Below are 16,755 nucleotides of genomic sequence, written 5' to 3'. Positions count from 1 at the left end.
CGTCTTCCGGTTCACACGCCGCTGCTCGCCTGGCGAGACGCCGTCGCCGCCGATCGCCAAGCGCAGTCGCCGTTTATCTGTCAACCGCAAAGCCCATCAACGAACCACCTGATGTTGCACGTAAATGGAGAGCGAGGGCAAGATCACGCGTCGACGAGCACTACTCGCCGGCGGCGGGACGCTCGCGTTCGGCGGCGGCGTCGCGTACGTCGCGTCGCGATCCGGATCGAGCGAACAGCGCTACGTCCCAGCCACGTCCCACACTAGCGACGAGACGAGCGGCTTCGGCGTCGAACTCGCCGGCCGGCCGATCGCGGGCGAGCGCGACGCCCCGGTCGACATCTACTATTGGACTGACTATCTGTGCCCGTTCTGCAAGAAGTTCGAGGCGGAGACGTTCCCCGAGCTCGGACGAAACTACATCGACACCGGCGACGTCCGCCTCGTGGCGCTGTACATGCCGAACATCGGGCGGTACTCGATGCCGGCGGCGATCTGGGGACGGTGCGTGTGGTCGCAGGTGGCCGACACCGAGCCGAGCGCATTCTGGAACTGGCACTCGGCCGCCTTCGACGAGCAGCCCAACTCCGGCAAGGACTGGGCCGACGACGAGACGTTCGCGGGAGTGACCGAACGGACGGACGGCGTCGACAGATCCGCGGTCGAACGCTGCCGCCAGGAGCGCGGCGAATCGATCCGCGAGAGCATGGACCCCAATCTCGCCGTGGCTTACGAGGCGAGAATCCAGGGAACGCCCGGGTTCGTGATCTACAACCGCGAGTCCGGAGCGGTCGTGAAGGCGGTCGGCGCACAGCCCTACGAAAACTTCGCCGACGCGATCGATCAGGTGCTACAGTCGTGAGCAGGACCGGCGGCGTCGCCGGACGGGACTGGTCCCGCGACCTCCGTGACGCACTCGTCTACCCGCTCACGTCGAATCTGCGGCTGCTGTCGGCCGCCGTCGCGACGGTCGTCACGTACGCCGTCTTGGTGTTGAGTTCGTTTCCGCAGTTCTCTATTCAGGTACTGACGAACGATCCGGCCGACGTCGTCTACGCGGTCACCGCGCTCACGCGCGAAGTGTACCTGAGTACCGGCTGGTTCGGGATCGGTCTCGTCGCCGCGTACGCGGTGCTGACCGGCGTTGCGACGATCAACGCGCTCGCGCTGGTCCGTCGCGCGCGTCGCAGGGGCGCGTCGACGTTCGTCGGCGTCCTTCCCGGGGTGCTCGCAGCCGGCTGCGCGAGTTGCGGCGCGGGCGTGCTGGGGGCGCTGGGCTTCGTCGGCGCGATGGCCGCGCTGCCGTTCGACGGCAACCTCCTCCGGGTCGGCGGGATCGCCCTGCTCCTCTTTTTCCTCGGGCGAGCGGGCGATCCGCGAACGTGTTCGATCGCCGGGGCGAGAGACGGATGACGTCGCTGCCGAACCGCCGTCTCCTGCGGAGCGTCGGCGTGAGTGTCGGGGCGTTCGTCCTGTTCGGGACGATAACCGGCCTCCTGCCGAACCCGATCTACGTTCGGATGGTCGAACGGACCCCGGCGGACTACCTGTTTCTCGTCGCGACCGCCGCCTTCGCCGGGGCGTTCGTCTACCAGCGGTCGCTGGCCGACGAGCCGATCGGCGATCGGTTCGCCGCCGGCGGGATCGTCGGCGGGTTTCTCGCCTTCGGCTGTCCGATCTGCAACGTCGCGCTGCTCGCGCTGTTTAGCTCGTCGGCGCTCATGACGCACTTCGACCCGCTTCGACCGCTACTCGGGGCTGTGAGCGTCGTCTTCTTCGCCGGGCTCCTGTACTATCAGCGCCGGCGGTGCGAGGTGTGTTGACCGTGCGCCGTCGTCGACCCAAAAACACATGAGCAGACCACACGAACTGGGCAACGACCGATGACCGGTTCGGACGCCGATTCCGAGGCCGATTCGAGTTCCGAGGCCGATGCGAACGCCGACGCGGCGTCGACGCCCCCGTGGGGAGTGCTCGGTGCAGGGGGCGCGGTGAGTCTCTGTTGTCTCTTCGCGGCGCCGGCAGCCAACGGCGTCGCGGGCGGCGCGGCCGCCGGCGGAGCGACGGCCGCCGCCGGCGGGAGCCTCACGTTGATCGTGGTGACGGCGCTGACGGTCGGTCTCCTGGGCGCCGCGTTCCGGCTTCGCTCGTCGGCGCGTTCTTGCGAGTCCTGTCAGTCGTAGGGATCCAATCGCTGCCGGATCCATCTGCTCTCGCTGACGACCGACCGACGGACGCGTACGACTCGCCGACGGCGTTTCATAGTATTGTGGAGTTCAGGAAATACTTTTGGTGATGCTGGGCTAACTAGAAGGTATGAGCGACACGTTCGTGGTCGTCGGCGGTGACGCTGCGGGGATGAGCGCCGCGAGCAAGGCCAAGCGCGAGGACCCGGAGACGGACGTGATCGTCTTCGAGAAAGGCGAGTGGGTGTCCTACGCGGCCTGCGGGATGCCCTACTACGTCAAAGGCGAGATCGATGACCTGGACGATCTGGTCGCCGTGACGGCCGACGAGTTCCGGGAAGAGCGTAACGTCGACCTCCGGACGGGCCACGAGGTCGTCGGGATCGATCCCGAAGCCGAAACCGTCACCGTCGAGGGCGGCGGCGAGACGTTCGAGCAGCCCTACGATCAGCTCCTCGTCGCGACGGGCGCGAGCGCGATCGAGCCGCCGTTCGACGGGCTGGACCTCGACGGCGTGTTCACCATCCACGACATGGACGAGGCCGACGCCGTCGAGGACTACGTCACCGAGCGCTCGCCCGACACGGCGGCGATCGTCGGCGGCGGCTACGTCGGCATCGAGATGGCCGAGGCGCTGTCGGCGCGCGGCGCCGACGTCCACCTCTACGAGATGCTGCCCCACGTCCTCCAGCCGTTCGGCGACGCGGTCGCCGAGGTCGTCGAGGAGCATCTGCGAGAGCAGGGCGTCAACCTCCATCTCGACACGGCGGTCTCGGGCTTCGACGGCGGGGGTGCCGTCGAGCGCGTCGCCCTCGAAGACGAGTCCCACCCCGCCGAGATCGCGATCGTCGGTGTCGGCGTCGCGCCGAACGCCGAACTCGCGGCCGATGCCGGCATCGAACTCGGCGAGACCGGCGCCGTCGCGACCGACGAGTACGGCCGTACGAACTACGAGAACGTGTACGCCGCGGGCGACTGCGCCGAGGCGCGCCACGTCGTGACCGGCGAGCCCGACCACGTTCCGCTGGCGCTGACGGCTAACCGGGCCGGCCGCGCGATCGGCCAGACCGTCGCCGGCGACCCGGAACCGGTCGGCGAGATCGCCGGGACGGCCATCGTCAAGGCGTTCGATCTCGGCGCCGCCCGAACCGGAATCGTCGACGAGGAGCGGGCGCGGGAGGCCGGCTTCGACCCCGTCTCGGTCTCGATCTCGGCGCCGACGCGTGCCCACTACTACCCCGGCGGTGCCGAACTCACCGTCACGCTGGTTGCCGACCGCGAGTCTGGCGAACTGCTGGGCGGGACGGTCGTCGGCCGCGAGGGCGCAAAGCGGATCGACACGGTCGCGACGGCGCTCACGGCGGGCACGACGGTGACCGAGCTGCGGAACGCCGATCTGTCCTACGCGCCCCCGTTCAGCCCCGTCTGGGACCCGATCCTCACGGCGGCGAAAGTTCTCGACGGCAAGCTCGACCGCGAATGAGCGACGCTACCCCTGTCGAGTACGTCCGCGAGCACCGCGAGGAACTGGTCGACCTCGCCCTCGATCTGATCGAGATCGATACGTCGAATCCGCCCGGCGACACGCGCGAGATCGTCGCCGCGATCGAGCGCTTCCTCGATCCGCTTCCGGTCGAGGTCGAGCGCTTCGCTGTCGATCCGGCGAAGCCGAATCTCCTCGTTCGGGTCTCCGGAGAGTCGGATCGAACGCTGCTGTACAACGGCCACCTCGACACCGTGCCGTTCGACGCCGACGCGTGGGCCTACGACCCGCTCGGCGAGCGCGTCGACGACCGCATCTACGGCCGCGGTGCGACCGACATGAAAGGCGCCGCGGCGTCGATGCTGGTCGCGATCCGGGCGTTCGCAGCGGCCGACGCCGAACCGCCGGTCGATCTCCTGGTCGCCCTGGTGAGCGACGAGGAGGTCGGCGGCGACGCCGGCCTGCCCGCGCTGCTGGAGGCCGAACGCCTCGACGCGGACGCCTGCGTGATCGGCGAGCCGACCTGCGAGGCGGGCCGCAACTCCGTCACGATCGCCGACCGTGGCAGCATCTGGCTGACGCTCGACGCCGTCGGCGAGGGCGCCCACGGCTCGCGCCCGGCGCTCGGCGTCAACGCGATCGACCGACTCTACGCCGCCGTCGAGACGCTGCGGGAGCGTTTCGGGACGCGCGAGCTCGATATCGGCGCCGACGTCGAGCCGATCGTCGAGGAGTCGGTCGACTACTACGGCCCGTCGATGGGCGAGGACGTCGCCCGCGACCTGTTCCGGTACCCCTCGATCAACCTCGGCGTCCTCGAAGGGGGCGACGCGATAAACAGCGTCCCGCGGTCGGCCCGCGCCGAGATCGACGTGCGACTGACCGCCGGCGTCCCGACACCCGATGTGCTCTCCGAGATCCGGTCCTGCGTCGCCGACTGCGACGGTATCACGATCGCCGACGTCTCCTGGAGCGTCGGCACCGCCGAGGAAGCCGACAGCCCGCTCGTCGAGGCCGTCGCGTCGACGGCGGCGGACGTCACCGGCGATCGCATCTTCCGACGGAGCGCGACGGGCGGCGGCGACGCCAAGTCGCTCCGGAACGCCGGCGTCCCGACCGTCGAGTTCGCGCTCGGGACCGACACCGTCCACGCACCCGACGAGTACGTCCCGGTCGACGCGCTCGTCGACAACGCGACGGTCTACGCACGGCTTCCGGCGGCGTGGGCGACCCTGACGAACGGGAACAGCCGCTGAGGCGGGAGCTTCGTGGATCGGTGTCCGACCGTCGAGCAAGACTTAGGTTTTAGTATTGTGTATTAGTGGTTATGGAGAACAATATTGGTGCGGCCGACAGACGGACTCGGGTAGTCGTCGGTGCGATGCTGGCAGTCGTCGGACTGGCGACGCTGGGCGGCCTGCTCGGTCTCGGTCCGACGATCGGCGCCGTCGCGACGCTGCTGGGCGTCGTCCTCGTGGCCACGGGACTCGTCCGAATCGGTCTGCTGTACCGCCTGCTGGGTATCGATACGTCGGGGTCCCGATAGCGATGGAACCGTTCCAGAACACCGGCCAGCCCGACTGGGGCTGGTGGGGCAAGCTCTGGCCGACGCCCGGCGCGACGCTCCGGAAACTCGGCGTCGAGGCCGGCGAGTCGGTCGCGGAAGTCGGCTGCGGCAGCGGCTACTTCGCGCTGCCGGCCGCCCGGATCGTCGAGCCCGAACCGGTGTACGCGCTCGACCTCGACGAGGAGCTACTGGACGAACTCGATCAGGTCGCCGACCTGCAGGGCATCGAGAACGTCGTCCCGATCCACGGCGACGCCCGAAACCTGGCCTCGGTGCTGCCCGAACGCGTCGACACCCTCGTGGTGGCGAACACGTTCCACGGCGTCGACGACCAGCCCGGACTCGTCGCGCAGGCGTTCGACGCGATCGAGCCCGGCGGGCGTCTCGTCGTCGTCAACTGGCACGATCGACCGCGCGAGACCACGACCGTGGCGGACGAACCGCGAGGCCCGCCGGCGGCGCTTCGGATGACGCCCGCGGAAACCGAGGATGCCGTGCTCTCGGCGTCGAAGTTCGCGCTCGATCGCCAGGTCGACCTGCCGCCGTACCACTACGCGCTCCTGTTCGATCGGTAGTCCGCGGCGGCGCCGCGGTGGGCGGCTTTCTCGGCGTACGCTCGACCGTTTCGGCGGTTTCGGCGCTCCGACGGTTGTTTTCATAATCTTGGAACAGACGTGCATTACTAATAGCATCCAGCGCCAACGTACTCCTGTGAGAGATCTATGACTGACATCGATCCCGACGACACCGTCGACGCCAGAGGCGCAGCCTGCCCCGGTCCGCTGATGGACCTCATCGGAAAGATCCGGAGCGCCGAGCCCGGCGACGTGATACGGCTCCTGAGCGATGCCGATCAGTCGCTGACCGACGTGCCCGAGTGGGCCGAGGAGGCCGGCAACGAGCTGCTCGCCGTCGAAGAGCTCGACGACCACACCGAGTTCTACGTGGAGAAGGCATGACCGAACACGTCGTCATCGTGGGCGGCGGGACCGGCGGTACGGTCCTCGCGAACGATCTCGCCGAGCGACTCGACGCCGAGATTGACGCCGGCGACGTCCGCATCACGCTGGTCAACGACGACCCGGATCACGTCTACAAGCCGGTCTGGCTGTACGTGCCGTTCGGCCAGCGCGAACCCGAAGACGGTCGGCGCCGCCTCGACGAGCTGGTCGCCGACGCCGTCGATCTCCGGATCGATCGCGTGACCGACATCGACACCGACCGCCAGCGGCTCCGGTTCAGCGGCGGCGCCCCGTCGGTCGGCTACGACTACCTCGTACTCGCGACCGGGTCGACGCTCGAACCCGAACAGATCCCCGGCCTCGCGGAGGGCGGCCACGACTACTACAGCGAGACTGGCGCGACCGATCTCCGCGAGGAGCTCCTGGAGTTCACCGAGGGCGAGCTCGTGTTGAGCGTCATCGGGTCGCCACACATGTGCCCGGCGGCGCCCCTGGAGTTCGCGTTCATGGCCGACGACTGGTTCCGCGAGCGCGGGCTCCGCGAGAACGTCGACATCACCTACACCTACCCGATCCAGCGCGTCCACGGCAACCCCCACATCGCCGAGTGGGCCCGACCGATCATGGACGAGCGCGACATCAACGTCGAGACGTTCTTCAACGCCGAGGAGATCGACCCGGACGCGCAGACGATCACCTCGATGGAGGGGACCGAACTCGACTACGATCTCCTCGTGACGATCCCGCCACACGGCGGTATCGACCTGATCGAGGAGGCCGGGCTCGGCGACGACGGCTGGGTCGACGTCGACAAGCACACGCTCGAAGCCGAGGCCGCCGAGGACGTCTACGCGATCGGCGACACCGCCGCCACCGGCGTTCCCAACGCGGGCAGCGTCGCTCACTATCAGGCCGGCGTCGTCGGCCAGCGCCTCGCCAGCGAGATCCGCGGGCGTCCCGCGACGGCGACCTACGACGGCAAGACGCTGTGCTTCATCGAGACGGGGATGGACGCCGCTTCGTTCGTGGAGTTCGACTACGAGAACCCGCCGTCGCCCGCGCCACCCTCCGAGAAGCTCCACTGGTCGAAGCTGGCGTACAACGAGTCCTACTGGCTCACCGCGCGAGGGCTGCTCTGACCATGTCCGAAGAACAGCTATCCGAGCCGACCGACCTCGAAGCGGCGATCGAGCAGAACCCCGAGGCGGTCGCCGAGTTCGTCGAACGCCTCGACGCCGTCAACGAGCTGCTGGACGTACTCTCGCTCGGCGAGAGCGCGCTCACCGACGAGATGGTCCGCGAACTCTCGGCCACGGGATCGACGCTCGCCGAATCCGCCGACGGAATCGCGACCGACGAGACGGTCGCGCTGGCCGAGACGGTCGGCGAGAACGGAGACGAGCTGCGCGAAGCGCTCGACACGCTGATCGTGCTCCAGAAAAGCGGCACGCTGGACGAACTGGCCGAGATCGCGGAGGTCGGTTCGCTGGCGACCGCCGCGCTCTCCGACGAGATGGTTCGATCGCTGGCCGGCACCGGCGCCGCCGTCGGCGAGGTCGCACAGACGGCCGCCGAGGACGACACCCGCGACGGCATCGAGACGCTGCTGGACGGCGTCGGCGAAGCGGAGAGCCAACCGCCCGAGCAGGTCGGCCCCGTCGGCCTGCTTCGCGGACTGCGCGATCCGGACGTCCAGTACGGGCTCGGCTACCTGCTGGCGCTCGCGGGCGCGATCGGCCGCGAGCGCTCCGGTGGGAACTCGTACTGACGGGCAACCGCTCCACTTCGCGACGACCTCGCGGAAGACACAGCCACCCGGGCCATATTGTGCAGTAAGCCCAAGACTATTAAACGAACGGAACGTAGGTAGTGCTAATGACAACACAGACGACGAAGACGAACAGCGTGGTTTCGCTCGGCGACGACGACATCGAGGCGGCCGTCGAGATCGACGGCGTCGCCCTGGCGGAGTTTTACACCGAGTGGTGCGGTTCCTGCCAGCGGATGACGCCGATACTCGAGACGATCGCCACCGACACCGACGCGACGGTACTGACGATCGACGTCGAATCGCACCTCGAAACTGCGATCGAGTTCGGCGCCCAGAGCACGCCGACGTTCGTCCTGTTCGCGGACGGCAAGCCGGTGAAACAGCTCCGGGGAGCGCAGGACGAGGCGACGCTACGGAAGCTGATCGAACGCTACAGCGACTGACGTTCGGAGGACATCGATGAAGCCCACAGAACTTCGCGCCGACACGCCAGCCCTGCACGAGGACGTCTACCTGAACTTCGGCGCCCACGGCCCCAGCCCGCGGTACGTCGTCGAGGCCGCCGACGAGTTCGTACGGGCACACGAGTACGATACGTCCGCGCGAAACGACCCCTACGACGTGGCGTTCGACGCGTTCGACCGCACGCGGGAGCGCGTCGCCGAGTTCGTCGGCGCCGACGCCGACGAGATCGCCCTGACCGAGAGCACGACCGCGGGCATCAACGCGGTCGCGAATGCGATCGACTGGCAACCCGGCGATACTGTCGTTCGTACCGACCTCGAACACCCCGCCGGGACGCTCCCGTGGCAGCGCCTCGAACGGGAGGGCGTCGAAGTTCGCGTCGTCGAGACCGAGGACGGTCGCGTCGACCCCGAAGCGTTCGCCGAGGCCGTCGACGGCGCGCGGCTGGCGTGTTTCAGCGCGGTGACGTGGACCCACGGGACGCAGTTACCCGTCGCGGAACTCGTCGACATCGCCCACGAGGCCGGCGCGCTCGCGCTCGTCGACGCCGTGCAGGTGCCCGGTCAGCTGCCGATAGACGTCGCCGAGTGGGGCGCCGACGCCGTCGCAGCGGCGGGCCACAAGTGGCTTCTGGGGCTCTGGGGCGGCGGCTTCCTCTACGTCGACCGCGACGTCGCCGAAACTCTCGCGCCCAGAACGGTCGGCTACCGAAGCGTCGAGACGCCGACCGCTGACCCTTACGAGTTTGCGGCCGGCGCTCGGCGGTTCGAGGTCGGCTCGTCGAACCCGGCCCCGCACGTCGCGCTCACTGAGGCGATCGACGCGATCGACGAGGTCGGCGTCGACCGCATCGCGGATCGGATCCGGCAGCTGGCGGGACGGCTGGTCGACGGCATCCCCGACGAACGACTCCACAGCCCGGCGACGCCCGAATCGGGACTCGTGACGATCGACGTCGACGATCCGGACGCGACGGTCGAGCGGCTCGCGTCGGAGGGGATCGTCGTCCGCGCGTTGCCGACGCCGAACGCGATCCGAGCGTCGATCCACGCGGTCAACACTTCGAGCGAGGTCGATCAGCTACTCGATGCGCTCGATTCGGAGTGGGACTGACCCGGACGCTGCTGTTTTTGCGTTGACTCACGGCAAGTTACGACTCCGAAATATAGCCAGCTCACGCTAGCATTCTCTCGGAGTATTGCTGGTCGTAGGACGTGGCCGCCGATTCTCGATTGGCATCCGCCAGCTGGTTCCTGGCCGCTGAGAGAAAACTATGGTCTCGTTGAAATCATAAAGCAGTGATAGTTTTAGGCGTCGTACTGAATAGAACGCGCAGATCTCGCACGGCAGCCGCACAGGAGTTCAGTACTGGGATTGTTAGATACAGACGAAGTACTTCACAGCGTTCCTTGTACGCCATCCGATAGAGCCGGTATCATGGAGCTTTCAGACGCCCGTTGGGCATATCGATAGCCATGTCTCAGTGGATATGTTCGGTCCGTCGCTGAGTTTCTGAGTTGAAAAGTAAAAATGTAATCACGATTATCTCAGCTGAAACCAAGATCAATATCGTCTGTATTAGGGTCTAAACTTCCTATCCACGCCCTAATCGCCCCTATTGGAAGTAAATAGAGTAACAACCATGCCCGTGAATTTAGATTGGTATCTATTGCGAATACGATACCCGCAAGCACGATGCTGATGGGGGCGGCCACATAGAACAACATCAGATACAATTCAACAACTGGAACAAACGCAAACTCAAGTGCGTCCGCCGGTGACTTGTCTTGATATGACCGGTTGGCGATGAAGTAGCGCCAGACGCGCGTCAGCTGAAAGAAAACAATGCTGCCAATCGCCAGTCCCACTGAGAAAGGAAGTCCCGACTCCAGACCGTAACTGGAAAATACAGGTCTCATAACTGCCCCAATAAGGATACCAGCGAGAATAGCCTTGCCCAGAATGAATTTGATATTCCGCCAGTATACCGGCGGTATTAGCGCAATCGGCTGAAGTGGAGTGGGCTCATTATTCCAAGAGCCCCCATCAAGATCATCCACTGGCTGTGGCGTGAACAACGCGACAGAGAAGAATAGGAGATTGATAATCGCTATCTCAATGAGATATATAAAAGCAATTTCAACGAGACTCCACTCAAACACAACCACTCCGGTAATAAGCCCAAGGTTCAGAATGCACCCGGAAGCGAAATCACGGGACTCTCTGAGCACTCTGGGAACCGTTTTAACAATTCCCGTTCGACTGCTCTTTCCCATCTATCTACACATTGCCCGGTGGCCATTTAGTTTATAATAATTGGGTTGATTTGACCGAGATTAATTCCTGTTAATAAATAAGACGGGGAACTGTAGTACGCAACTCGAACAGACCGTTTTGGACGAATTTTCCATGCGAAATCTGCGCTCTGTATCTTACACGGTGATCCAAACATCATCTGTAACTGGTAGGACTCTCAGCGGTCAATTCGCACAGCTACTAAACAGATAGTTCATCAGTCATCGGGAGAAACAAACAAGGTTGCCGTGCTGAACGCGTATGGTTCCTATCAACCGTTGGGGTCCCAAGAGAGAAAACTGTCCGGTTCAGCTGATCCGCACGCGCCCGCTCCCGTCGACGACGACCTCGTGGTCGCGGTACGTGAACCGAATTTCGAGTTCCGACGCCGTCGTGTCTTCGACCAGCGTTTCGAGCGCATCCGGATCGAGGACCTGTGCCAGCGGCGGATCGAGCGCGGCCGGTTCGACGCCCTCCGCCTCGGCGACGGCGTCGATAATTTCGGGGACCGGTCGCTTTGCGAGTGTGTTCATCGGTGGATCAGACGAGAAGTTGGATATCGGCCTCGGCCATGTCCTGGATGGCCGTCGCGGCGCCGACGCCGGTGGTGACGCCGTCGTAGAAGTCGTCCTCGTCGTAGTCCATCAGATCGATCGTCATCTGGCAGGCCTGGAACTCCACGCCCATGTCCAGCGAGGTCTCGAGGAGCTCCTCGATCGTCGCGGTGTCGTTGTCGTCGATCTTCTTTTCCATCATCGACGTCGTCACGCGATCCATGCCGGGGAGCGCGGCGACCGCGTTCGGCACCGGCATGTTGGGGTTGCCGACCGAACTCAGCTTGAGGTTCTTCGAGCGCTCCTCGTGGAGGATGTCGAGCCCCCAGAACGTGTGGAACACCGTCACCTCGTAGCCGAAGGCGGCGGCGGTGCTGGCGAGGATCAGCGGCGGGTACGCCATGTCGAGCGTCCCCTTCGTCGCGATGATCGACATCTTCTTCGAGTCGTCGCCGGTGTCGCTGGTCGCCTCCGACAGCTGCTGTTCGAGCTCGTCGACGCGCGCGGCGAGTTCCGCGCGGGAGGGTGCGTCGCCGGACGACGCGTCTGGTGTGTCCGTGCTCATCGTTACTCCGTCTTCCGCACGTAGTGCTTGTACACGTCGTCGCCCTCCTCCTGTCCGACGAGCTCGACGCCGCCGGTGCCCGATGCCCAGCCGTCGATGTCGCTCATGCTGCCGGGATCGGTCGCGAGCACTTCGAGAACCTCGCCTTCGGCCAGGTCGTCGATGGCGCCTTTCGTCTTGACGACCGGCATGGGGCACGATGCGCCTTTCACGTCGAGCGTCTCCGCGATGTCGTATTCCGAACTCATGTTTTGATCTGCTCCGATGGTCTGTCTTGGAGCTAACGCACAATACCACCTCTGGGGTTAAAAGAATGTTGGTTCTTGTGGATACGCCGAACATCCGGACAACGATAGTTACGCTATTTATGTTGTACACGTGTGTAGGGTGGCGGACGTGGTGGAGGAGCGGGTGGCTGTATTGTGGAGTTGCTGAATTTCTATGAAAACCCTTTTGTACGTCAACCCTGTAGATGGGGGTGTACGATGAACGCAGACGACTTCCCCACCCCGGACGTCGAGGTGGAAACGATCGCTCCGGAGACGCTGAAGCACCGCATCGACGCGGGCGAGGAGATCACGCTCCTCGACGCGCGAATGAGTTCGGACTACGAGGAGTGGCGCATCGACGGCGAGACCGTCGAATCGATCAACGTTCCCTACTTCGAGTTCCTCGACGACGAGATCGACGAGGACGTTCTCGATCGAATCCCCGACGACCGCGAGGTGACCGTCCTGTGTGCGAAGGGCGGTGCCAGCGAGTACGTCGCGGGCACGCTCGCCGAGCGCGGCTACGACGTCAACCATCTCGAAGACGGGATGAACGGCTGGGCCAGCATCTACGAGGCCGTCGAGGTCGGCGAGTACGACGGTCCCGGCACGCTCCTGCAGTACCAGCGCCCCTCCTCGGGCTGCCTGGGCTACCTGCTGTACGACGACGGCGAAGCCGCCATCGTCGATCCGCTGCGCGCCTTCACCGACCGCTACCTCGACGACGCCGACGACCTCGGCGTCGAACTGAAGTACGCCATCGACACGCACATCCACGCCGACCACATCTCGGGAGTGCGCGCCCTCGACGACGAGGGCGTCGAGGGCGTCATCCCCGCCGCCGCGGTCGACCGCGGCGTCTCCTACGCAGACGAGTTGACCCAGGCCGAGGACGGCGATACCTTCGCGGTCGGCGACGCCGAAATCGAGACCGTCTACACGCCCGGCCACACGACCGGGATGACATCCTACCTGCTCGGCGATAGCCTGCTCGCGACCGGCGACGGGCTGTTCGTCGAGTCGGTCGCCCGCCCCGACCTCGAAGAGGGCGACGACGGCGCGCCCGACGCCGCGCGCATGCTCTACGAATCCCTCCAGGAGCGCGTTCTGACGCTCGACGACGACGTGCTGATCGGCGGGGCTCACTTCAGCGACGCTGCCGAGCCCGCCGCGGACGGTACCTACACCGCGCCGATCGGCCAGCTCGTCGACGAGATGGACGCGCTCACGATGGACGAAGACGAGTTCGTCGAGCTGATCCTCTCGGACATGCCGCCCCGGCCGGCCAACTACGAGCAGATCATCGCGACGAACCTCGGTCAGGAGTCGGTCGACGACGACGAGGCGTTCACGCTCGAACTCGGCCCGAACAACTGCGCCGCCAGCCAGGACTCCCTGGCCGGTGACTGAATAGATGGTCCTCGATCCGGTACCGCTCCAGCTGGCCGCCGAGCTGTTCCCCAACGGGATCAGTCGCTACGCCGTCGGCGGGCTGCTCGTCGGCCTCGGCGCGGTCGTGATCTACGTCGGGACCGGGATTCCGGCCGGCGCGAGCACGTTCCTCGAGTCGACGCTGTCGTACGTCTCGGACCAGTCGCGGTTCCAGCAGTACGTCGGCTCGCGGGACTGGCGGGTCGTGTTCACGCTCGGGATCATCCTCGGCGCGCTGGCGTTCGCCGCGACGGTCCAGTCGGGCCTCGTCACGACCTCGCTGTACGAGCCCGGGACGACGGGCGAGCTGTACGAGGTCGGCGGGCTGACGCTCTGGTCGACGTCCGTCCAGCCCTGGCGGCTGTTCCTGGGCGGGATTCTGGTCGGGATCGGCACCCGGATCGGCAAGGGCTGTACGTCCGGCCACGGGGTCTGCGGCGTCGGCTCGGCGTCGAAGACGTCGCTCGTCGGCGTCGCGACGTTCCTGGCCGTCGCCATCGTGACCGCTCAGATCGTCGCGGCGCTGGGGGTGAGCCCGTAGATGAGTCAGAACCGTCATCCCCTGTTCATGCCGCTGATCCTGCTCGGCGGCCTGATCTTCGGGTTCGGACTCGGATTCAGCCAGATGGCCCGGCCGGAGGTCGTGCTGAACTTCCTGCAGTTCGAGGACTTCGGGCTGCTGTTCGTCATGTTCGGCGCGGCGATCGTCTCCGGGATCGCCTTCGCGGTGATGCCGCGAATCAGCGATGCGGCGCCGCTGACGGGCGACCGGTACGAACGGCGGCTGAAGCCGTTCGACCGGAACGTCCTGATCGGCGGCGGGATCTTCGGCGTCGGCTGGGGTCTCTCGGGCATCTGTCCGGGCGCGGCCTACGCCAGCCTCGGCGTCGGTAACGTGACGATCCTCTGGGCGCTCGCCGGGATGTTCGTCGGCGCGTATCTCCAGGGGTACTGGCGTAGTCAGACGGCCGACGCGGGGGCCGCGACCGCCGGCGCCGACTAACCGGTTCTCAATTTTGCACAACTGATGGACATCACAGCTATCGCTCTGTTCGTCGTCGCCGGACTCGCGAGTCTGTTCATGGCGTGGGTGATCGGCGCCGGCTCCAGCGGCGCGACGCCGTTCGCACCCGCAGTCGGCGCGAACGCCATCTCGACGATGCGGGCGGCGTTCGTCGTCGGCATCTTCGGCTTCGCCGGCGCCGTCACGCAGGGATCGAACGTTTCGGAAGCCGTCGGAAGCGGGCTCGTCGGCGGCATCAGTCTCCCGGCGACGGGAGTCATCGTCGTCCTGCTGATCGGCGCCGGGCTGATGGCGATCGGGATCAGCACGGGGTACCCGATCGCGACGGCCTTTACCGTGACCGGCTCGGTCGTCGGCGTCGGCCTCGCGCTCGGCGGCACGCCCGTCTGGTCGAAGTACGCCCAGATCGGCGCCGTCTGGGTGTTGACGCCGTTCGTCGGCGGCGGGATCGCCTACGCCATCGCGAGCGTCCTCCCTCGGCAGGACGTGCCCGAACGCTACAGCGTTCCGGTGCTGGCGGGGCTGGTCGGAGCAGTCCTGACCAACGTCCGGTTCGCGTCGCTCGGCCCGGACGGGACGGCCGGCTCGCTGTCCGGCCTCGCGCGACGGACGCTCGGCGTCGACGGGCTCGCGATCCCGTTCGTCGTGACGCTGCTCGTCGCCGTCGGAATCGCCGTCGCAGTCTCGTTGGACATCCGACGCGACAAGTACGGCGGACTGCGGCGAGTGTTGCTGTCGCTCGGGGCGCTCGTCGCGTTCTCGGCCGGCGGAAGCCAGGTCGGGCTGGCCGTCGGACCGCTACTCCCCCTCCTCGACACGGTCGGGATGATCCACCCACTCGCCGTGCTGGCCGGAGGCGGCCTCGGCATCCTCGTCGGATCGTGGACCGGCGCCCCGCGAATGATCAAGTCGCTCGCGCAGGACTACTCGTCGCTGGGGCCGCGACGATCGATCTCGGCGCTCGTCCCCTCGTTTCTCATCGCCCAGCTGGCGGTCCTGCTGGGCGTGCCCGTGTCGTTCAACGAGATCGTCGTCAGCGCGATCATCGGCAGCGGCGCCGCCGTCGGTGGTGGGAGCGCCGTCGGCTCTCGAAAGATCGTCGTGACGGTCGGCGCGTGGGCGGGGTCGCTCGTGCTGGCGCTGGCCCTCGGCTACGCGTCGGTCGTCGCGTTGCCGATCGGCTGACGGGGACCGTCGAGGTCAGGCCGTCCGCGGCGGCGGCACCAGGTAGACGTTCCCGTTCGCACGAGCGACGACGTCCTCGGAGACGCTACCGAGCATCAGCTGCCGGAGTCGGCTCCGGCCGCGCGAGCCGATCAGCGTCGTCGTGGGTGTGACCGCCTCCTCGACGTCGAGGATTTCGTCGGCCGCGTCGCCGTACCGGAGCTCGATCTGCGCGTCGATGTCCCACCGTTCCAGTCGATCGGCAAGCTCTGTGAGCTGTGTCTCGGGGTCGTCGCTGGGGTCTTTCGGCGACTCGACGTGAACGAGCGTCGCTTCCTCGGTCGCGTGTCGAAGGTACGAGAACGCGTCGAACGCGCGCTCGGCGTTCTCCGAGAAGTCCGTGGCGTACAGGACCCGCTGGAACAGGTGCTCGTGGCGGATCTCGGGCTCGTCGGTGGCGCGTTCGATCCGGTTGACGAGCAGCGGGACGACGGTCGTGCGCGCGAGGTTTCGCGCGGTCGACCCGATCACGCGGTTCTCGAGGGGGCTCTGTCCGCGCGAACCGATGATCGTCATGTCGGCGTGGATCGTCTCGGCGATACCGTTGATCCTGCGGTGTGGCGTCCCGCGGACGACGTGGGTCTCGACGTCGAAGCCGGCGTCTTGCATCACCGAACGGTACCGCTGGAGGCCTCGCTCGCGTCGCTTTTCGAGATCCATCCCGGGCATTCCCGCGTGGACGTTCGAGGGGACGACCGTGACGAGGTGGACCGTCTCGACGCCGATCCGCTCGAGACACTCGAGGCAGGTCTCGTTCTGGATGGCCGCTTCGCTGGCCGCCGAGAGGTCCGTCGCGTAAATTGCTCTCATACCTCAGACGAGGGTCCGAGAGTATAATATTGTTTGGGGTGCCCAATACGGCGTTCGCGATTCCTGCAGTTTCGACCGGTGTCGGTCCGGGACAGCCCGCCGGATCGCGAGGTCCTGGTCGCGGGTGGGTGGCGCCGTGCCCGAGGCTC

General features: G+C 66.2%; 22 protein-coding genes. 17 read left to right on the top strand and 5 right to left on the bottom strand.

The features are described 5' to 3' along the window. Nucleotides 1-124 precede the first annotated feature (124 nt). From NO931_RS12660 to NO931_RS12600, 13 genes are all read left to right on the top strand, one after another. Entirely contained in the window at nt 125-862 is a 738-nt protein-coding gene (locus NO931_RS12660) for a DsbA family protein (RefSeq protein ID WP_256392698.1), read from the top strand. Further along, complete coding sequence (locus NO931_RS12655; protein WP_256392697.1) at nt 859-1,413, top strand: hypothetical protein; 555 nt, start codon at nt 859-861, stop codon at nt 1,411-1,413. Before NO931_RS12660 ends, NO931_RS12655 begins: the two co-directional genes overlap by 4 nt. Further along, nucleotides 1,410-1,823, top strand: a complete 414-nt coding sequence (locus tag NO931_RS12650) for a hypothetical protein (protein WP_256392696.1) — start codon at nt 1,410-1,412, stop codon at nt 1,821-1,823. Before NO931_RS12655 ends, NO931_RS12650 begins: the two co-directional genes overlap by 4 nt. A 60-nt stretch (nt 1,824-1,883) precedes the next feature. Continuing rightward, nucleotides 1,884-2,183: a hypothetical protein gene (locus NO931_RS12645; RefSeq protein ID WP_256392695.1), complete on the top strand. Its 300-nt coding sequence runs from the start codon at nt 1,884-1,886 to the stop codon at nt 2,181-2,183. A 133-nt stretch (nt 2,184-2,316) separates the two neighbouring features. Next, nucleotides 2,317-3,669, top strand: a complete 1,353-nt coding sequence (locus NO931_RS12640; RefSeq protein ID WP_256392694.1) for an FAD-dependent oxidoreductase — start codon at nt 2,317-2,319, stop codon at nt 3,667-3,669. Continuing rightward, the gene (locus NO931_RS12635; protein WP_256392693.1) at nt 3,666-4,925 is read left to right on the top strand and encodes a M20 family metallopeptidase; all 1,260 of its coding nucleotides are present in this window, start codon (nt 3,666-3,668) and stop codon (nt 4,923-4,925) included. The genes NO931_RS12640 and NO931_RS12635 overlap by 4 nt, the downstream gene beginning before the upstream one ends. Before the next feature lie 71 nt (nt 4,926-4,996). Beyond that, entirely contained in the window at nt 4,997-5,215 is a 219-nt protein-coding gene (locus NO931_RS12630; RefSeq protein ID WP_256392692.1) for a YgaP family membrane protein, read from the top strand. A 2-nt stretch (nt 5,216-5,217) separates the two neighbouring features. Further along, a complete protein-coding gene (locus NO931_RS12625; protein WP_256392691.1) occupies nt 5,218-5,811 on the top strand; it encodes a class I SAM-dependent methyltransferase in 594 nt (197 codons plus the stop codon). Nucleotides 5,812-5,958: 147 nt separating this feature from the next. Further along, nucleotides 5,959-6,195 (top strand): sulfurtransferase TusA family protein, encoded by a 237-nt coding sequence (locus NO931_RS12620; protein WP_256392690.1) that lies wholly within the window; start codon nt 5,959-5,961, stop codon nt 6,193-6,195. After that, complete coding sequence (locus tag NO931_RS12615) at nt 6,192-7,337, top strand: NAD(P)/FAD-dependent oxidoreductase (protein ID WP_256392689.1); 1,146 nt, start codon at nt 6,192-6,194, stop codon at nt 7,335-7,337. Before NO931_RS12620 ends, NO931_RS12615 begins: the two co-directional genes overlap by 4 nt. 2 nt (nt 7,338-7,339) lie before the next feature. Then, nucleotides 7,340-7,966 (top strand): helical membrane plugin domain-containing protein, encoded by a 627-nt coding sequence (locus NO931_RS12610; protein WP_256392688.1) that lies wholly within the window; start codon nt 7,340-7,342, stop codon nt 7,964-7,966. Nucleotides 7,967-8,073: 107 nt separating this feature from the next. Continuing rightward, nucleotides 8,074-8,412 carry a thioredoxin family protein gene (locus NO931_RS12605; protein ID WP_256392687.1) on the top strand — a complete coding sequence of 113 codons (339 nt, stop codon included), beginning with the start codon at nt 8,074-8,076 and terminating at the stop codon, nt 8,410-8,412. Between the two features lie 16 nt (nt 8,413-8,428). After that, the gene (locus NO931_RS12600; RefSeq protein WP_256392686.1) at nt 8,429-9,547 is read left to right on the top strand and encodes an aminotransferase class V-fold PLP-dependent enzyme; all 1,119 of its coding nucleotides are present in this window, start codon (nt 8,429-8,431) and stop codon (nt 9,545-9,547) included. A 434-nt stretch (nt 9,548-9,981) separates the two neighbouring features. On the opposite strand, the gene NO931_RS12595 is transcribed toward NO931_RS12600, so the two are convergent. The 4 genes from NO931_RS12595 to NO931_RS12580 all read right to left on the bottom strand — a co-directional run bounded on the left by NO931_RS12595 (nt 9,982) and on the right by NO931_RS12580 (nt 12,096). Further along, a complete protein-coding gene (locus tag NO931_RS12595) occupies nt 9,982-10,710 on the bottom strand; it encodes a DUF6498-containing protein (RefSeq protein ID WP_256392685.1) in 729 nt (242 codons plus the stop codon). A 327-nt stretch (nt 10,711-11,037) separates the two neighbouring features. Next, on the bottom strand, nt 11,038-11,262 hold the full coding sequence (locus tag NO931_RS12590; RefSeq protein WP_256392684.1) for a HalOD1 output domain-containing protein: 225 nt from the start codon (nt 11,260-11,262) through the stop codon (nt 11,038-11,040). A 7-nt stretch (nt 11,263-11,269) separates the two neighbouring features. Further along, nucleotides 11,270-11,848, bottom strand: a complete 579-nt coding sequence (locus NO931_RS12585; RefSeq protein ID WP_256392683.1) for a DsrE/DsrF/DrsH-like family protein — start codon at nt 11,846-11,848, stop codon at nt 11,270-11,272. Nucleotides 11,849-11,850: 2 nt separating this feature from the next. Further along, on the bottom strand, nt 11,851-12,096 hold the full coding sequence (locus tag NO931_RS12580; protein ID WP_256392682.1) for a sulfurtransferase TusA family protein: 246 nt from the start codon (nt 12,094-12,096) through the stop codon (nt 11,851-11,853). A 237-nt stretch (nt 12,097-12,333) separates the two neighbouring features. Between NO931_RS12580 and NO931_RS12575 the strand changes: the two genes are divergently transcribed. Genes NO931_RS12575 through NO931_RS12560 form a run of 4 tightly spaced genes read left to right on the top strand, consistent with a single transcriptional unit; the run spans nt 12,334 to nt 15,757 of the window. Next, nucleotides 12,334-13,527 carry an MBL fold metallo-hydrolase gene (locus NO931_RS12575; RefSeq protein WP_256392681.1) on the top strand — a complete coding sequence of 398 codons (1,194 nt, stop codon included), beginning with the start codon at nt 12,334-12,336 and terminating at the stop codon, nt 13,525-13,527. Nucleotides 13,528-13,531: 4 nt separating this feature from the next. Continuing rightward, nucleotides 13,532-14,089 carry a YeeE/YedE family protein gene (locus tag NO931_RS12570; protein WP_256392680.1) on the top strand — a complete coding sequence of 186 codons (558 nt, stop codon included), beginning with the start codon at nt 13,532-13,534 and terminating at the stop codon, nt 14,087-14,089. After that, complete coding sequence (locus NO931_RS12565) at nt 14,090-14,551, top strand: DUF6691 family protein (RefSeq protein ID WP_256392679.1); 462 nt, start codon at nt 14,090-14,092, stop codon at nt 14,549-14,551. Between the two features lie 24 nt (nt 14,552-14,575). Continuing rightward, a complete protein-coding gene (locus tag NO931_RS12560; protein WP_256392678.1) occupies nt 14,576-15,757 on the top strand; it encodes an inorganic phosphate transporter in 1,182 nt (393 codons plus the stop codon). Nucleotides 15,758-15,772: 15 nt separating this feature from the next. Here NO931_RS12560 and NO931_RS12555 read toward each other — a convergent pair whose 3' ends face one another. Beyond that, nucleotides 15,773-16,606, bottom strand: a complete 834-nt coding sequence (locus NO931_RS12555; protein ID WP_256392677.1) for a universal stress protein — start codon at nt 16,604-16,606, stop codon at nt 15,773-15,775. Nucleotides 16,607-16,755: the final 149 nt, after the last annotated feature.

The organism is Natronoarchaeum rubrum, assembly GCF_024494695.1.
Note: the sequence above shows the minus strand (reverse complement) of the source record. Positions and strands in the feature narration are given on the sequence as shown.

What these genes read in the sequence shown, in the direction of transcription:
- NO931_RS12660 (WP_256392698.1), top strand. Translation starts at nt 125, where the DNA reads ATGGAGAGCGAGGGCAAGATCACGCGTCGACGAGCACTACTCGCCGGC.
- NO931_RS12650 (WP_256392696.1), top strand. Translation starts at nt 1,410, where the DNA reads ATGACGTCGCTGCCGAACCGCCGTCTCCTGCGGAGCGTCGGCGTGAGT.
- NO931_RS12645 (WP_256392695.1), top strand. Translation starts at nt 1,884, where the DNA reads ATGACCGGTTCGGACGCCGATTCCGAGGCCGATTCGAGTTCCGAGGCC.
- NO931_RS12640 (WP_256392694.1), top strand. Translation starts at nt 2,317, where the DNA reads ATGAGCGACACGTTCGTGGTCGTCGGCGGTGACGCTGCGGGGATGAGC.
- NO931_RS12635 (WP_256392693.1), top strand. Translation starts at nt 3,666, where the DNA reads ATGAGCGACGCTACCCCTGTCGAGTACGTCCGCGAGCACCGCGAGGAA.
- NO931_RS12630 (WP_256392692.1), top strand. Translation starts at nt 4,997, where the DNA reads ATGGAGAACAATATTGGTGCGGCCGACAGACGGACTCGGGTAGTCGTC.
- NO931_RS12625 (WP_256392691.1), top strand. Translation starts at nt 5,218, where the DNA reads ATGGAACCGTTCCAGAACACCGGCCAGCCCGACTGGGGCTGGTGGGGC.
- NO931_RS12620 (WP_256392690.1), top strand. Translation starts at nt 5,959, where the DNA reads ATGACTGACATCGATCCCGACGACACCGTCGACGCCAGAGGCGCAGCC.
- NO931_RS12615 (WP_256392689.1), top strand. Translation starts at nt 6,192, where the DNA reads ATGACCGAACACGTCGTCATCGTGGGCGGCGGGACCGGCGGTACGGTC.
- NO931_RS12610 (WP_256392688.1), top strand. Translation starts at nt 7,340, where the DNA reads ATGTCCGAAGAACAGCTATCCGAGCCGACCGACCTCGAAGCGGCGATC.
- NO931_RS12605 (WP_256392687.1), top strand. Translation starts at nt 8,074, where the DNA reads ATGACAACACAGACGACGAAGACGAACAGCGTGGTTTCGCTCGGCGAC.
- NO931_RS12600 (WP_256392686.1), top strand. Translation starts at nt 8,429, where the DNA reads ATGAAGCCCACAGAACTTCGCGCCGACACGCCAGCCCTGCACGAGGAC.
- NO931_RS12595 (WP_256392685.1), bottom strand. Translation starts at nt 10,710, where the DNA reads ATGGGAAAGAGCAGTCGAACGGGAATTGTTAAAACGGTTCCCAGAGTG.
- NO931_RS12590 (WP_256392684.1), bottom strand. Translation starts at nt 11,262, where the DNA reads ATGAACACACTCGCAAAGCGACCGGTCCCCGAAATTATCGACGCCGTC.
- NO931_RS12585 (WP_256392683.1), bottom strand. Translation starts at nt 11,848, where the DNA reads ATGAGCACGGACACACCAGACGCGTCGTCCGGCGACGCACCCTCCCGC.
- NO931_RS12580 (WP_256392682.1), bottom strand. Translation starts at nt 12,096, where the DNA reads ATGAGTTCGGAATACGACATCGCGGAGACGCTCGACGTGAAAGGCGCA.
- NO931_RS12575 (WP_256392681.1), top strand. Translation starts at nt 12,334, where the DNA reads ATGAACGCAGACGACTTCCCCACCCCGGACGTCGAGGTGGAAACGATC.
- NO931_RS12570 (WP_256392680.1), top strand. Translation starts at nt 13,532, where the DNA reads ATGGTCCTCGATCCGGTACCGCTCCAGCTGGCCGCCGAGCTGTTCCCC.
- NO931_RS12565 (WP_256392679.1), top strand. Translation starts at nt 14,090, where the DNA reads ATGAGTCAGAACCGTCATCCCCTGTTCATGCCGCTGATCCTGCTCGGC.
- NO931_RS12560 (WP_256392678.1), top strand. Translation starts at nt 14,576, where the DNA reads ATGGACATCACAGCTATCGCTCTGTTCGTCGTCGCCGGACTCGCGAGT.
- NO931_RS12555 (WP_256392677.1), bottom strand. Translation starts at nt 16,606, where the DNA reads ATGAGAGCAATTTACGCGACGGACCTCTCGGCGGCCAGCGAAGCGGCC.